Origin of the sequence: Rathayibacter sp. AY1H2, from assembly GCF_002931985.1 — a bacterium.
In the GTDB taxonomy this organism is placed as follows: domain Bacteria; phylum Actinomycetota; class Actinomycetes; order Actinomycetales; family Microbacteriaceae; genus Rathayibacter.
In genome coordinates this window covers 119,648-132,810 of sequence record NZ_PSUV01000003.1, presented here as the reverse complement: position 1 = coordinate 132,810, position 13,163 = coordinate 119,648, and the positions used below count along the sequence as shown (strand labels likewise).

The following is a 13,163-nucleotide window of genomic DNA, read 5'->3' as shown; positions in this document are numbered from 1 at the left end:
GATCAGCGGGAGGAGGGGAAGAGTCGGCGGGAGAGGCCCGAGGACTTCTCGGCCGTCTCGTGCACCACGAAGGGCACGGCGGAATCGGCGGAGACGACCCGCCTCGCCGCGGCGAGTTCGAGCGTCTCGCGGGAGAGGCCCTCGATGTCGACGGTGACCGCGAGGCCGGAGTCGGCCAGGCGGGTGGCGATCTGCACCTGGTGGTCGTCGACGTGCTCGCCGAACGAGGCGCGGCGCGGAACCAGGATCGGCACCCGGCCCTGCTCGATGGCGCTGAGCGCGGTGCCCACTCCCCCGTGCGCGATGACGACGTCGGCCGCCTTCATCGCGGCGTTGAGCTCGTCGTGCGGCACGGAGTGGCGGCCGTCGATCCCGAGCCCGGAGACGTCGTTCGCTCCGGTCTGCCAGAGCACCTCCACGCCCTCGAGCAGCGGCGCGAGCGCGGCGAAGAAGCGGGGGAACGGGTAGCCGTCCTGCGTGCCGACCGAGACCACGGCGCGGCGGATCGGCTGCGGGACGACGTCCTCGACGCGGTAGGTGTCGAAGATCGAGCCGCCGAAGCTCCAGCGGTCGTCGGCCCAGGAGCGGTACTGGGTGTAGGTCGAGACGGCGGGGACCCGGGCGAGGATCCGACCGGTCATCGACGGGCCGAGCACGCGGGCGGCGCTCTCGATGTAGTGCGCGGGGATGCCGCGCGAGGCCGCGAGCGGCAGGAAGGAGAGGGCGGGGCTGGCTCCGGTGCTGAAGACGGCGTCGAAGGACCCGCGGGCCAGCAGGGAGCGGCCGATCATCGCATTGCGGAGCACCGGCACCACGGCGCGGGGCGGCGGATCGGCGAGGTGGGTCACGCGCCGGTCGGCGAGGAGGGTGCGGCTGAGGGCGCTGTCGACCGTCGCCCAGTGCTGCTCCTCCGGGTCGACTCCGAGGAGCCCCGAGAGGGCGAACATCTCCTTGAGATGCCCGCCGCCGGAGCAGACGAAGAGATACGAAGCCATACGCGCCTTCACTGGTGATGATCGAGATAACAGGCGTGTGGATGATCGATCGTCCGCCGAGAACGACCCCCCGGTCCCTGGTGCAGAAGTCGCCCGATCATAGCAGGGAGGGTCTCCGAGGGGCACTTCTCTGAGAGAACTGTTCACCTCGCCGGAAAGCGATAGGGGCTCATTCGACAGGCGATATCCGCTCACTTCTCCGGAGGGTGGAAAGCGATATCCGCTCGACTCGGGGATGACCGGGAACGCCCATCGAGCGCTCGATACCGGACTGGCCGATTCCCGTCGATCACCTGCACCGCACGGGCCGCGCGCGTAGCGTCGGACCACCGGCGCAGAGGCCGGTCGACCCAGGAGGAGCGCCATGAGCGACAACGAGCAGAACAGCCCCGTGATGGACGGAGCCGAGGACGCCAGCAACGACGAGAAGCTCGGCGGCCTGATCGACCAGGTCGAGCACGACCACGGAGCCGAGGGCGCCGGCGCGATGGCCGACGCGCTCCGCGACCGCGCCGACGAGACCGACACCGAGATCACCGAGGAGTCGGACGCGTCCGGCCCGGTCGAGGACAGCGGCACCGCCCAGGTCTGAGCGACGGGGCCCGGAGGACGACTCCGGGCCCCGCTCCCTGATCGCTGGGGAGAGCGGTGGGCCCTCCGGATCGCTCGTCAGAGCGGCCCGGCGAGCGCCGCCCGATGTGCACCGGAGCGGCTCGGTGAGCGCCGCCCCACCCCCAAAGCCCTGTTTGACGGTGCGGGAGCCGCCGGTCACCATGGCCGCATGTCCTCTCTCGACGAGCTGCGCGCCACCGCGCATCCGATCCGCCTCCGCCTGCTGTCCCTGGTGACGGGAGCGGCGATGAGCGCCGCGGAGGCCGCCCGCGAGCTGCAGCTGTCGCAGGCGACGGCGAGCTACCACTTCCGCGTGCTGGAGCGCGCCGGGCTCGTGGCCGTCGTCGAGACCGTGCGCCTGCGGGGCGGCGAGGCGAAGAGGTACCGGCACGAGGCCTCCGGAAGGCCCTTCGACGTGACCGCGTCAGTGGACGCCGGGCCGGAGGAGGAGCGGGACCTGCACCTCGAGGCCCTGATCGAGGAGCTCCGGCGGCGCTCGTCGAGCCGGGCGGACGGTCCTCAGCTCTCGACGGACGCGGAGCTCTGGGTCGACCCCGAGGTCTGGCGGCGGGTGGTGCGGCACGTCGGGGAGGCGTCCGCGCTGCTGCACGCGGCGGCCCGGCCGCCGAGGACCCCCGGGACCGCGCCGGTGTCGATGACGACCGCGATGTTCCCGCTCCGCCGGCCGTGACCCGCGACGGGCGCGGGCCGCTGGCGCACGGTCCTCTCGCGCACGGCCCCTTCCGCTGGCTCCTCGCCGCCCGCACGACCGGCGTCCTCGGCAACGCCGTCGCTCCGATCGCCCTGGCCTTCGCCGTGCTGGACCTGACGGGCTCGCCGACGGACCTCGGACTCGTCGTCGCCGCGCGCTCCCTCGCCAACGTCGCCGTCCTGCTGCTCGGCGGCGTCCTCGCCGACCGGCTCCCCCGCTCCGTGATCCTCGTCGGCACCGCGCTCGCGGCAGCAGCCACTCAGGCCGCGGTCGCCGTGACGGTGATCACGGGGACGGCGACCGTCGCGGCCCTGGTCGTGCTCAGCGTGCTCAACGGCGCCGTCGCGGCGATGAGCCTGCCCGCCGCGGCCGCCCTCGTCCCCGAGACGGTGCCGGTCGGCGAGCTCCGCCCGGCCAACGCCCTGCTCCGCCTGGGCCTGAACGCCGGGAGCATCGTCGGCGCCTCAGGCGGGGCCGCGCTCGTCGCACTGGTGGGTCCCGGGTGGGGGCTGGCGGTCGACGCCGCAGGCTTCGCCCTGGCCGCGGTCCTCTACTCCCGTGTGCGGCTGCCGCGGACGGTCCGCTCGGGCCCGGGCGCCTCCGTCCTCGCCGACCTCCGCGAGGGGTGGCGGGAGTTCACGAGCCGGCGCTGGGTGTGGATCGTCGTGGCGCAGTTCACCGCCGTCAACGCCGCGTTCGTCGGCGCGACCACGGTCCTCGGCCCGGTCGTCGCCGACCGGTCCTTCGGCCGAGCGGCATGGGGACTCGTGATCGCCGCGCAGACCGTCGGCCTGGTGATCGGGGCCGTGATCGCGCTGCGCTGGCGGCCCCGCCGTGCGCTGGGGGCGGGCGTCGCCCTCATGGCGGTGACGGCCGTCCCGGTCGCCGCCCTCGGAGCCGTCCCGGCGCTCCCCGCCCTCCTCCTCGCCTTCGCCCTCGGCGGAGTCGCGCTCGAGATCTTCGCCATCGCCTGGGACCAGTCGCTGCAGACCCATGTCCCCCGCGAGGCGCTCGCCCGGGTCTACTCCTACGACATGGTCGGCTCCTTCCTCGCCGTGCCGCTCGGGGAGGCGCTCGTGGGCCCGCTCGCCGACCTCGTCGGGCTCGACCGCACCCTGCTCGGCTGCGCCGCGGTCGTCCTCGTCGCCTCGCTCCTCGCGGCCTCCAGCAGGAGCGTCCGCGGGGTGGGCACGGACCGTCCGCGGCCGCAGACGCTCTAGCGCGTCACGGGAGGCGCGGGTGCGGAGGAAGGGGCGCACCACCCGGAGCCCGGGGGGAAGCAGCTCCAGGACGCCGTCCCAGGTGGCGGGGACGTCGGGGAAGCCGTGCACGAGCACGAGCGGAGTGCCGTCCTCCGGTCCCTCGTCGAGGTAGTGGACGTCGGTGAAGCGCGTGGACAGGACGCGCGCACCCGTCCCCTCCTGCTCCGGCCCGTCCGAACGGGAGTGCCGCGGCCCGCTCACGGGCGGTAGAGGGAGTCGACGGGGACCTCGCGGCTCGAGCCGTCCCGGGTGGTGATCGTGACCGTGCCTGCGGGCCCGGCGGCGAGACCGTCGGACGAGGGCCACCAGGCGGTCCAGGAGCCGCCCTCGAGGGTCGCGACGACCGGCTCGACACCGGCCTCGTTCAGCACCACCGATTCCACGTCCGCGCCCGCGAAGCCGACCGCGTAGATCAGAGCGGCGTCCCCCTCTCCGAAGGTTCCGGCCGAGCTGAGCTGGACGGCGTCCGCGGCGAGGGGGCCGACCGGTGCGGCGTCCGCCACCTCCCACATCCCCGCGCCGTTCCCGGCGCTGAGGCAGTAGTAGCGGGAGTCGTCGAAGCGGTAGATCATCGAGGCGGCGTCGCCGCGCGCGTCGAGGTGCGAGACCTCCGCCGGCCCTGCCTCGCCGTTGGGGCTCTGCAGGTTCGTCGCGCACCACTGCGTCGCCGACTGCCCGAGCTCGGAGCTCGGCAGGATGCGCTCGGGGATCGCGGTCCAGGAGGCGAGCACCGCGCGGTTCAGCCCGACGGAGCCGGTGCCGGGGATGAGACCCGGGACCACGACGACCACCGCGGCTGCGGCTGCGGCGGTCAGGAGCACGGTCGCCGCGCCGGCGACGGCCCAGTCGCGGGGGCGGAAGAAACGGGGAGCGGCCGCGTCCTCGCTGACCAGGATCTCGCCGAGGAGCGCGTCCCGACGTGCGGCCTCGCCAGCGGTGAGGGGGGTGCGGGGCTCGGCGTCGTGGGCGCGGAGCAGGTCGAGGAGCTGGTCGGTCATGAGAGGGTCCGTTCTGCCGTGCCAGGAGAGGAGGGTGGAGTCGAGGGGGGCGAGCAGCGCCGCCAGCCGCCGCTTCGCGCGGCTGAGCCGCATCGCGTAGGCGGCCCGGGAGCAGCCGAGCACCTGCGCCGCCTCGGCCTGCGGGAGGTCCTCCCACACGTGGAGGGCCAGAGCCTCCTGCTCGGCGAGGGGCAGCCGCTTCCACGCGCTCGCCAGGTCGAGGCGGTCGCCGACCGACGGGTCGGCCTGCTCCTCCGGGGCGAGGGTCCCGATCCGCACGGCCAGCGCCTGCCGGCGGTTCTCGCCGCGGGCGGCGTTGAGGATCGCGTGCCGGGCGGTGCCGAACAGCCAGGGCCGCACGTTCTCCGGCAGGTCCTGCCGGCGACGCCAGGCGGCGAGGAAGGTCTCGCCGACGATGTCGTCGACCGTCGCGGCGGGAGCGCGGCGGCGGACGAAGCGGAGCAGGTCGTCGAAGTGGGCGCGGTACAGCTCGGAGAAGTCGTCTCGGGAGCGGATGCTCATGGTTCCCCTTTCGCGGAGTCACAGGTACATGTCCGGCTGCGGCGGCGCTGCAACATCCGTGTCGGCGGGAGTCCCGCTGGGGCGGTGGCCGCGGCGTCCTGCGCGGCGCTCCGTGTCCGGGCAGGATCCACCGCGCGGAGGAGGTCCTGCGAGCGGCAGGCGGCGATCCGCATCGACCGCACGCCGGAGAGGAGGGGCCCTCGGCGGGTGGCGGGCTGTCGGCGGGAGCAGCGGACGCGCGGTCATCCCCGAGGCGCACCGGACGCTACTCCCGAACGACGCACGGACTCCTCCGGCCCGGGACTCTGGCAGAACGCCGCCGAGCCTCTGCTCCCGGCGCCCGTCCCGCCCCAGGAGACCCTCGTGAACCGCGCCCTCGCCCTCGCCGCCGCCTCAGCCCTCGTCGTCGTCGACGTCGTCGCCGCCGACCAGCGCGCCGCTGACGCCCGATGACCGGCTCCGGGAAGCCGGCCGGCGATCAGGCTCCGCTCCGCCTCACGCTCGTGCACGTCGACTTCTGGTCGGCCGTCAAGCTCTCGTTCCTGCTCGGCCTCGCGCTCGCGGTGCTCGGCCTCGTCGCCGTCCTGGTCGCCCATCCGCTGCTCGTGCACTCGGACCTCTTCACCCAGGCCGACACGCTCCTCGGGCAGGTCGTCGGCGATCAGGTCGACCTCGACGCGATCCTCTCGCTGCCGAACGTGCTGGGCTTCGCGCTCGTCGGAGCCGTGCTGAACACCGTCGTCGCCACCGCCCCGGGCGGGGTGGGGGCGCTGCTCTTCGGATCCGCCGCCGCCCTCGCGGGCGGGCTCCCGGTCGGCCTCGCCCGGGAGTGAGGGGCTCCGCTCCGACTAGGCCGCGAGCCCTCCCTCGGGAACCGGGGACGGACGGTCGTCACCGAGGAGCGGCGCCTGCTCGGGCTCGGCGGCGACGACCATGTCGCGGCCGGACGCGGGGGTGAGGAGCTCGCGCAGCCAGAGGCGGTTCACGGCGTGCAGACGGGGACGATCGAAGCGGTACTCCAGCACCGCGTTCGGCTGCACGAGGATCGCGTGCGAGCGCGGCTCCGACTCCTGCAGCGTCCTCCAGGTCAAGCGGAACGGCTGCCCCTGCTCCATCCGCGCGCGCACGGCGATCCGCACGTTCGCGAGCGTCCGGTCCTCGAACTCGATCCGGCGCCGCCAGGCGCCGAAGATCAGCACTCCCACGGGGGCTCTCCTCATCGTGTCGGTCGAGCAGCCCGCACAACGGCGGGGGCGGCGGGCGCGAGGCTCGCAGGGCCGGACCGCCATCGGACGGTCCGGTCGTGGGGACCGGAGTAGAGGTGGGTCCGAGGCTGGTCCCTTCCCGGAGGTGCGCGGACGGAGTGCGCTCCCGCGTCAGTCGGCGAAGATGGCGCCGACCGGCTCGCGCTTCTCGGCCTGGAAGCGGTCCTCGGCGCGGCCGAGAGCCCAGTAGGCCGAGAGCGAGAGCGCCCGGCGCTCCACGCCCCACTCGTCCTGCAGGAGGGTGCGCAGCTGCTTCATCGCCGTGCGCTCGCCGTGCGCGAAGACCTCGAGCACGCCCTCGGGCCTCGGCTCGGCCCGCACGGCCACGACCAGCGCCCGGCCGGCCTCGAGACCGCCGCGGTGCAGCCAGCGCACCTCCACTCCGGCCGGAGCGGGAAGATCGAGCTCGTCGGCGGCCGAGTCGACCTCGATCAGGACCAGGCCGCGCGCGTGCGCGGACATCCCCTCGAGGGCGGAGGCGATCGCCGGCAGAGCGGAGTCGTCGCCGAGCAGCAGGTGCACGACCTCGGGGTCGGCGCTCGGCGACCAGGCGCCGCCGGGCGCGGAGAGGGCGATCCGGTCGCCGGGAGCCGCGGCGAGCGCCCACGGTCCCGCCACCCCTTCGTCGCCGTGCACGACGAAGTCGACGGCGATCGAGCGCCGCTCGAGGTCGACCGAGCGGACGGTGTAGGTGCGGCGCACGGGCAGCTGCTCGGGGGCGACGCTCGCCCGGAGCGCGTCGAGGTCGAAGGGCGGCTGGAGGTCGGAGCCGCGCGGCGGGAGCAGGAGCTTCACGTAGCGGTCGGTCGCGGCGAGGCGCTCGGGGTCGGACTCGGCGAGGAACGCGTCGAGCCCGTCGCCGCCGAGGTGCACGCGGACCAGGTGGCCGGTGAGGCGCTCGGTGCGCAGCACGGTGAGCACGTGCTGGCTGCGGGCACGGCGCGGGCGGTCGGGGGACGGGGCGGCGTCGGTCATCCGTCCAGCATGCCCGGTCGTGCTCGGTGCGGGCCGAGTGCAGGCCGCTCGCGGGCGGGCGGGCGCCGAGGGGTCACGAACGGTCGCTTCGGGAGGGAGGAAGGGACCGTTCGTGACGCATCGGAGCAGGCCGATGCGAGGCCGGGACGTCGCGGCGGTGCCGAGCGCGAGGCGGCGGCGCGGGCGCGCGTACGGACGAACGGTCGTCGAAGGGTCACGAACGGTCGCTTCGGAAGGGAGGAAGGGACCGTTCGTGACGCATCGGAGCAGGCCGCGGCGAGGCCGGGACGTCGCGGCGGCGCCGAGCGCGAGGCGGCGGCGCGGGCGCGCGTGCGGACGAGCGGGCGTCGAGGGGTCACGAACGGTTGCTTCCGACGGGTGGAGGGGACCGTTCTCGACGCATCGGAGCGGGCCGGGGGCACGGCCGGGACATCCTGCGCCCAGCGCGAGGCGGCGGCGCGGGCGCGCGTGCGGACGAACGGGCGCCGAGGGGTCACGGCCGGTCGCTTCGGGAGGACGGAAGGAGCCGTTCGTGCCGCATCGGAGCAGGCCGAGGGCACGGACGGGGCATTGCGGCGGGGATCCGCGCGAGGCGGCGGCGCGGGCGGGCGCTGATCCGTCGCTCACGGCCTGCGGAGGAGCGCAGGACGGGCCGTCCGCGACGGATCGGAGCGGGCCGGGCGCGACTGGGCGCCGCATGCGGAGCGAGCGCGGGCCTGCCGGAGGGCGCCGGGCGTCGATCCGTCACGAACGGCCCGTGCGGGAGGACGGAACGGGCCGTCAGCGACGGATCGGAGCGGGCGGCCGGAGGCCGGGCCGACGGAGCGGAGCGGACAGCAGCGCCCGTCGGCGGAGCGGGCGGCGCCGCGGCCGGTCAGCGACGGGTGGGAGCGGGCCGCCGGAGGCCCGGACCGACGGAGCGGAGCGGACAGCAGCGCACGCGGGCGGGGCGGGCGGCGCCGCGGCCGGTCAGCGACGGCTGGGAGCGGGCGGCCGGAGGCCCCGGCCGACGGAGGGGAGCGGACAGCAGCGCACGTCGGCGGAGCGGGTGGCGCCCCGGCCGACGGCCCGGCGGACGGCCCGGCGGGCGGCCGGTGGCGCGAGGTGCGCTCGCGCGGGGCGCGGCGGCGGGGGCGCGCCTACTCTCGCGGGATGACTGCGACGGCTCCGCGACTCCGGCACGACCGACTGGTCGCCCCCGACGTGCTGCGCGGAGTGGCGGTGGCGGCCATGCTCGTCGCGCACGCGATGCCGCTCGTGCCGAGCGCGCGCACGGGAGTGGTCGGGTTCCTGGCGTGGAACGTCAACGATCTCGCGTCACCGCTGTTCGCGCTGGTGATGGGGATGTCGGCGGCCCTGGTGCTCGCGCGGCCCGGTGCCTCCCCCGGGCGGGTGCTGCTGCGGAACGCGATCCGCGGCGCGGTGCTCGTGGCGCTCGGCGTCTGGCTCGAGACCTGGGGCAGCTGGATCGCGATCGTGCTGCAGTACCTCGGCGTCGTGCTCGTGCTCGGCACGCCGCTGCTGCTCCTCCGCTCCCGGACGATCGCCGCGCTGGCCGCTGTGCTCGCGCTCGCCGCCGGGCCCGCGAACGCCGCGGTCGCCGCCGCCGCACCCGGCTCTCCGCTCGCCGTCTGGCTCTTCACCGGGCCGAGCTACCGCGCGACCAACCTGCTCCCCTTCTTCCTCCTCGGAGCCCTGCTGCTGCGGCACGGCGCGCAGCGCGACCGGCTGCTGCCGGTGCTCGCGGCGGTCGCGGTCGTCGCGTACCCGGTGCGGCCGCTGGTCGCGCTCCTGCTCGGCGTGGAGTCGCCCTCCGGCAGCCTCCCGGACACCCTGCACGACCTCGGGCTCGTGCTCCTGGCCTACGTGGCGGTGGTGCTGCTGACCACGTCGCGCTCCACCGCGGTCCAGCGGCTGCTGGTGCCGCTCCGGGCGATCGGCACGCTCGCGCTCTCGGTCTACGTGCTGCAGGTCGCTCTCGTCGCGGCGCTCGCGCGGGCGGGCCTCGGCTACTCCGCCGACACTCCGCTCGCCGCTCTCGCCCTCGTGCTCGGGCTGTGCGCGGCCGCCGTGCTGTGGTGGCGGTTCCTCGGTGCGGGTCCCGTCGAGCGGCTGACGGCGCGGCTCACCGGGCTCGTGCCGCGCTGAGCCGCCCGGCCGCCCGGCTGGGTCCGCGGCGAGGACCTGAGCCCGCTGCGGTCCGCGGCGAGCTCGCCTGAGCTCGCGTCGGTCCGCGGCGAGCTCGCCTGAGCTCGCGTCGGACCGCGGCGACCCCGGCTGAGCCCCCGACACCCGACGGCCCGCGCACGGGCCGCCGGGCGTCCCCTCCCTCAGCGCGCGAGCGCCGACGCCTCCTTCGCGAGGGCCGGGCCGTGCGCCGCGAGCACCAGGTCGCGCACCGCGGTGGCCGGGAGCGACGCGGCTCCGGCCGGCAGCAGGTCCGCGTCCGAGGCCAGCACGAGCGGGGTGTCGGCCGATGAGGACGGCAGCCTCCCGTGCGTGCCGCGCACGAGCGACGCGTCCAGGGGCACCAGGTTCATCGCGTAGCGCAGCCCCAGTGCCTTCTTGGCCAGGTTGCCCGCCGCCTTCGCCTTCACCAGCGGGTCGGCCGGATCGAAGAAGAGCTCGGCCGGGTCGTAGCCGGGCTTGCGGTGGATGTCGACGCCGCGGGCGAAGTCGGGCGCGCGGTCGTCGTCGAGCCAGTAGTAGTAGGTGAACCACGCCCCCGGCCGGGCGACCACGACGAACTCGCCCGAGCGCTCGTGGTCGAGGCCGTAGCGGGCCTGCGCCTCCCGGTCGAGCACCTCGTCGACGCCGTCGAGCCCCTCGAGGATCGAGCGCACCTGCGGCAGGTCCGCCGCGTCCTGCACGTAGACGTGGGCGACCTGGTGGTCGGCGACGGCGAACGCGCGCGACGTCCACGGGTCCAGCTGCTCGCGGCCGTCCTGCACGTAGACCTCGAGCAGGCCCTCGCGGCGGAGCGCCCGGTTCACGTCGACCGGGGTGTCGGCGTCGGCGATCCCGTACTCGGCGACCACGATCACCGACGCGCCCAGCGCCTCCGCGTCGTCGAGCAGCGGAGCGAGCACCACGTCGAGCTCCGACGCGGCCCGGCGCGCCTCGGGCGAGTCCGGACCGAAGCGCTGGAGGTCGTAGTCGAGGTGCGGCAGGTACGCCGTGGTCAGCTCGGGCGGTCCGGAGCCGTCTCCGGCCAGCACGTGCCGGGTCGCGTCGACCATCCACTGGGTCGAGCGGAGCGACGCGGTCGGCCCCCAGTACTGGAACAGCGGGAAGGCGCCGAAGCGCGAGACCAGCTCGTCGTGCAGCGCCGGCGGGCGCACGTACGCGTCCGGCGACTTGCGGCCGTCGGCGTGGTAGATCGGGCGCGGAGTGACGGTGACGTCGGTCGTCGCCCCCATCGCGTACCACCAGCCGATGTTGGCCGCGCGGTACGGCTCCCCGCTCAGCCGGCGCGCGGTCTCCCAGACCTTCTCCCCCGTGACCAGGCGGTTGTGCTGGCGCCACAGGTGCACCTCGCCGAGGTCGCGGAAGTACCAGCCGTTGCCGACGATCCCGTGCTGCGCGGGCATCGAGCCGGTGAGCATGGTCGACTGCACGCTGCAGGTGACCGCGGGCAGGACCGTGTCCAGCGGCAGGCGCCCGCCCGCGCGGGCCAGCCGCGAGAGGCGGGGCATGTCGGCGAGCGCCGTCGAGGTCAGCCCGACCACGTCGAGCAGCAGCACGGGCCTCACAGCGCCGCCGCCTGCGGGAGGAGGGGCGCCAGCAGCGCCTCTCGGGAGGCGGGCGTGAGCAGGTGCGCGGCCGCCCAGGCGAGCTCGGCGCCGATGCCCGTCGAGAGGTCGCTCGGGGCGTCGGCGAGCACCGACCAGGTGTAGGTCTCGACGTCGAGGTGGATCTCGTCGTACGGCCAGGCGGCGTCGACCGCCGAGACCGCCTCCGCCAGGACGGCCGTGGTCGCCGAGAGCGGCGCCTCCGGCCGGTGGTGCAGCGGCACGTGGAAGTGCACGCGCCACGGGCCGGTGCCGGGGAGCGTGTCCAGCGCCTCGGGCAGGTCGTCGACGCGGAGCACTCCGTCGATCCCGTTCTCGCGGGTCTGGTGCAGGTAGCGCTTCTCGACGAACGGGGTGAGCGCGGCGCGGCCCGAGGGGTCCTCCAGGTGGAGCGCGGCCGAGGCCTGCACCTTGACCACGCGCAGGCCCGCGTCGCGGATGCGGCGGACGGCCGAGACCGGGTCGGCGAAGGAGACGGCGAGGTGGCAGGTGTCCAGGCACACGCCCACGTACGCCGGGTCGACCACTCCGATCCGCGGGTGCAGCCAGTCGACGACGTCGTCCACGGTGTCGAGGATGCAGCCGGGCTCGGGCTCGATCGCCAGGCGGATCGCGTGGCCCGTGGAGCGGCGCAGGTCGCGCAGCTCCTCGACGAGCCGGGCGAGGTTCCGGCAGGCGGCCTCGTCCTGCTCCCGTCCCCAGCCCTCGCGCCAGCCCAGCGGCAGCGTCGAGATGCTGCCGTCGGCGCCGGCGGGCAGCAGGTCGGCCAGGATCCGCGCGCAGTCGATCGTGTACTGCAGGCGCTCCGGCGTGGTCCAGTCGGGGCGGTAGACGTCGAGCTTCACGACCTCGGCGTGGAACGCGGCGTACGGGAACGCGTTGAGCGTGCGCACCTCCAGGCCGTTGCGCTGCAGGGCCGCGCGGAGGACGGCGCGGTCCTCGGCGCTGGCGACCAGGCGGGCCGCGAGGTCACGCGGGATCCACAGGCCGACTCCGACCAGGGCGAGCCCGGCGGCCACGCGCGCGGGTCCGGCGTAGACGTCGAGCTGGCGGACGACTCCGGCCAGGTCCTCGGCGGGATGGACGTTGGTGCAGTAGGAGAGGTGCATCACACGACCTCCGCCACGCGCGGCGCGCCCCGGAGCACGGAGTTGCCCTCGAAGGTGCGGCCGGCCGACTCCTGCACGTCGAAGCCCGCGACGGGCGAGAGGTCCAGGCGTCCGCTCTGCCCGTAGAACTCGACCGGGTTCTGCCAGAGCAGCCGGTCCACGTCGCCCGCGCTGAAGCCGGCGACGAGGAGGAGGCGGCCGGTCTTCGCGGTCGTGAGCGGGTCGGAGCGGCCCCAGTCGGCGGCGGAGTTGACCAGGACGCGGTCCAGCCCGATCCGCTCGACCAGCGTCACCAGGCGGGTCTCGTCCATCTTCGTGTCGGGGTAGATGGAGAAGCCCATCCAGCAGCCGGAGTCGCGGACCGCGTCGACGGTGACCTCGTTGAGGTGGTCGACGAGGACCCGCCCGGGCTCGAGCCCCGAGTCGGCGACGACCTCGAGGGTCCGGCGGGTGCCCGACTCCTTGTCGCGGTGCGGGGTGTGCACCATCGCGGGGAGGCCGTGCTCGCCGGCGAGCTCGAGCTGCTGGCGGAAGACCTGGTCCTCCTCGGGGGTGAGCGAGTCGTAGCCGGTCTCGCCGACCGCGACGACGCCGTCCTTGGCGAGGTAGCGGTCGAGCTCGGGCAGGACGGCCCGGCAGCGCGGGTCGTTCGCCTCCTTCGGGTTGAGCCCGATGGTGCAGTGGTGGCGGATGCCGAACTGCGCGGCGCGGAAGCGCTCCCAGCCGATCAGGGCGTCGAAGTAGTCCGTGAACGAGCCGACGTTCGTGCGCGGCTGGCCGAGCCAGAAGGAGGGTTCGACGACCGCGCGGACGCCGGCGTCGAACATCGCCTGGTAGTCGTCGGTGGTGCGGGAGGTCATGTGGATGTGCGGGTCGAAGATGCGCATCGTCGCGCCTTTCTCATCGGTGGTGGTGCCCCGCG

At 75.0% G+C, this 13,163-nt stretch carries 12 protein-coding genes; 5 read left to right on the top strand and 7 right to left on the bottom strand.

Annotation, left to right across the window (positions count from 1 at the left end; translation table 11 throughout):
* Positions 1 to 2 precede the first annotated feature (2 nt).
* Positions 3 to 995, bottom strand: coding sequence for a glycosyltransferase (locus C5C29_RS04205; RefSeq protein ID WP_104260670.1), 993 nt, complete (start codon positions 993 to 995; stop codon positions 3 to 5).
* 364 nt (positions 996 to 1,359) lie between these two features.
* On the opposite strand from C5C29_RS04205, the gene C5C29_RS04200 reads away from it, so the two are divergent.
* The 3 genes from C5C29_RS04200 (at position 1,360) to C5C29_RS04190 (ending at position 3,539) form a co-directional block, all read left to right on the top strand.
* Complete coding sequence (locus C5C29_RS04200) at positions 1,360 to 1,587, top strand: hypothetical protein (RefSeq protein ID WP_104222474.1); 228 nt, start codon at positions 1,360 to 1,362, stop codon at positions 1,585 to 1,587.
* 189 nt (positions 1,588 to 1,776) lie between these two features.
* Positions 1,777 to 2,298, top strand: a complete 522-nt coding sequence (locus tag C5C29_RS04195; protein ID WP_104222473.1) for a helix-turn-helix domain-containing protein — start codon at positions 1,777 to 1,779, stop codon at positions 2,296 to 2,298.
* Positions 2,295 to 3,539, top strand: coding sequence for an MFS transporter (locus tag C5C29_RS04190; protein ID WP_258062160.1), 1,245 nt, complete (start codon positions 2,295 to 2,297; stop codon positions 3,537 to 3,539). Before C5C29_RS04195 ends, C5C29_RS04190 begins: the two co-directional genes overlap by 4 nt.
* A 239-nt stretch (positions 3,540 to 3,778) precedes the next feature.
* Here the strand turns inward: C5C29_RS04190 and C5C29_RS17040 are convergent, their stop codons facing one another.
* Positions 3,779 to 5,101, bottom strand: coding sequence for an RNA polymerase sigma factor (locus C5C29_RS17040; RefSeq protein WP_181065542.1), 1,323 nt, complete (start codon positions 5,099 to 5,101; stop codon positions 3,779 to 3,781).
* Positions 5,102 to 5,550: 449 nt separating this feature from the next.
* Between C5C29_RS17040 and C5C29_RS04180 the strand changes: the two genes are divergently transcribed.
* Positions 5,551 to 5,934: a DUF3566 domain-containing protein gene (locus C5C29_RS04180; protein WP_104222472.1), complete on the top strand. Its 384-nt coding sequence runs from the start codon at positions 5,551 to 5,553 to the stop codon at positions 5,932 to 5,934.
* Between the two features lie 15 nt (positions 5,935 to 5,949).
* Here C5C29_RS04180 and C5C29_RS04175 read toward each other — a convergent pair whose 3' ends face one another.
* Positions 5,950 to 6,306, bottom strand: a complete 357-nt coding sequence (locus C5C29_RS04175) for a hypothetical protein (RefSeq protein WP_104222471.1) — start codon at positions 6,304 to 6,306, stop codon at positions 5,950 to 5,952.
* Between the two features lie 171 nt (positions 6,307 to 6,477).
* A complete protein-coding gene (locus C5C29_RS04170) occupies positions 6,478 to 7,341 on the bottom strand; it encodes a siderophore-interacting protein (protein WP_104222470.1) in 864 nt (287 codons plus the stop codon).
* A gap of 1,152 nt (positions 7,342 to 8,493) precedes the next feature.
* Between C5C29_RS04170 and C5C29_RS04165 the strand changes: the two genes are divergently transcribed.
* Positions 8,494 to 9,489: an acyltransferase family protein gene (locus C5C29_RS04165; RefSeq protein ID WP_104222469.1), complete on the top strand. Its 996-nt coding sequence runs from the start codon at positions 8,494 to 8,496 to the stop codon at positions 9,487 to 9,489.
* A gap of 182 nt (positions 9,490 to 9,671) precedes the next feature.
* Here the strand turns inward: C5C29_RS04165 and C5C29_RS04160 are convergent, their stop codons facing one another.
* Genes C5C29_RS04160 through C5C29_RS04150 form a run of 3 tightly spaced genes read right to left on the bottom strand, consistent with a single transcriptional unit; the run spans position 9,672 to position 13,128 of the window.
* A complete protein-coding gene (locus C5C29_RS04160; RefSeq protein WP_104222468.1) occupies positions 9,672 to 11,093 on the bottom strand; it encodes an alkaline phosphatase family protein in 1,422 nt (473 codons plus the stop codon).
* Positions 11,090 to 12,241 carry a metabolite traffic protein EboE gene (gene eboE / locus C5C29_RS04155; RefSeq protein WP_104222467.1) on the bottom strand — a complete coding sequence of 384 codons (1,152 nt, stop codon included), beginning with the start codon at positions 12,239 to 12,241 and terminating at the stop codon, positions 11,090 to 11,092. Before eboE ends, C5C29_RS04160 begins: the two co-directional genes overlap by 4 nt.
* The gene (locus C5C29_RS04150) at positions 12,241 to 13,128 is read right to left on the bottom strand and encodes a TatD family hydrolase (protein ID WP_104222466.1); all 888 of its coding nucleotides are present in this window, start codon (positions 13,126 to 13,128) and stop codon (positions 12,241 to 12,243) included. Before C5C29_RS04150 ends, eboE begins: the two co-directional genes overlap by 1 nt.
* Positions 13,129 to 13,163 lie beyond the last annotated feature (35 nt).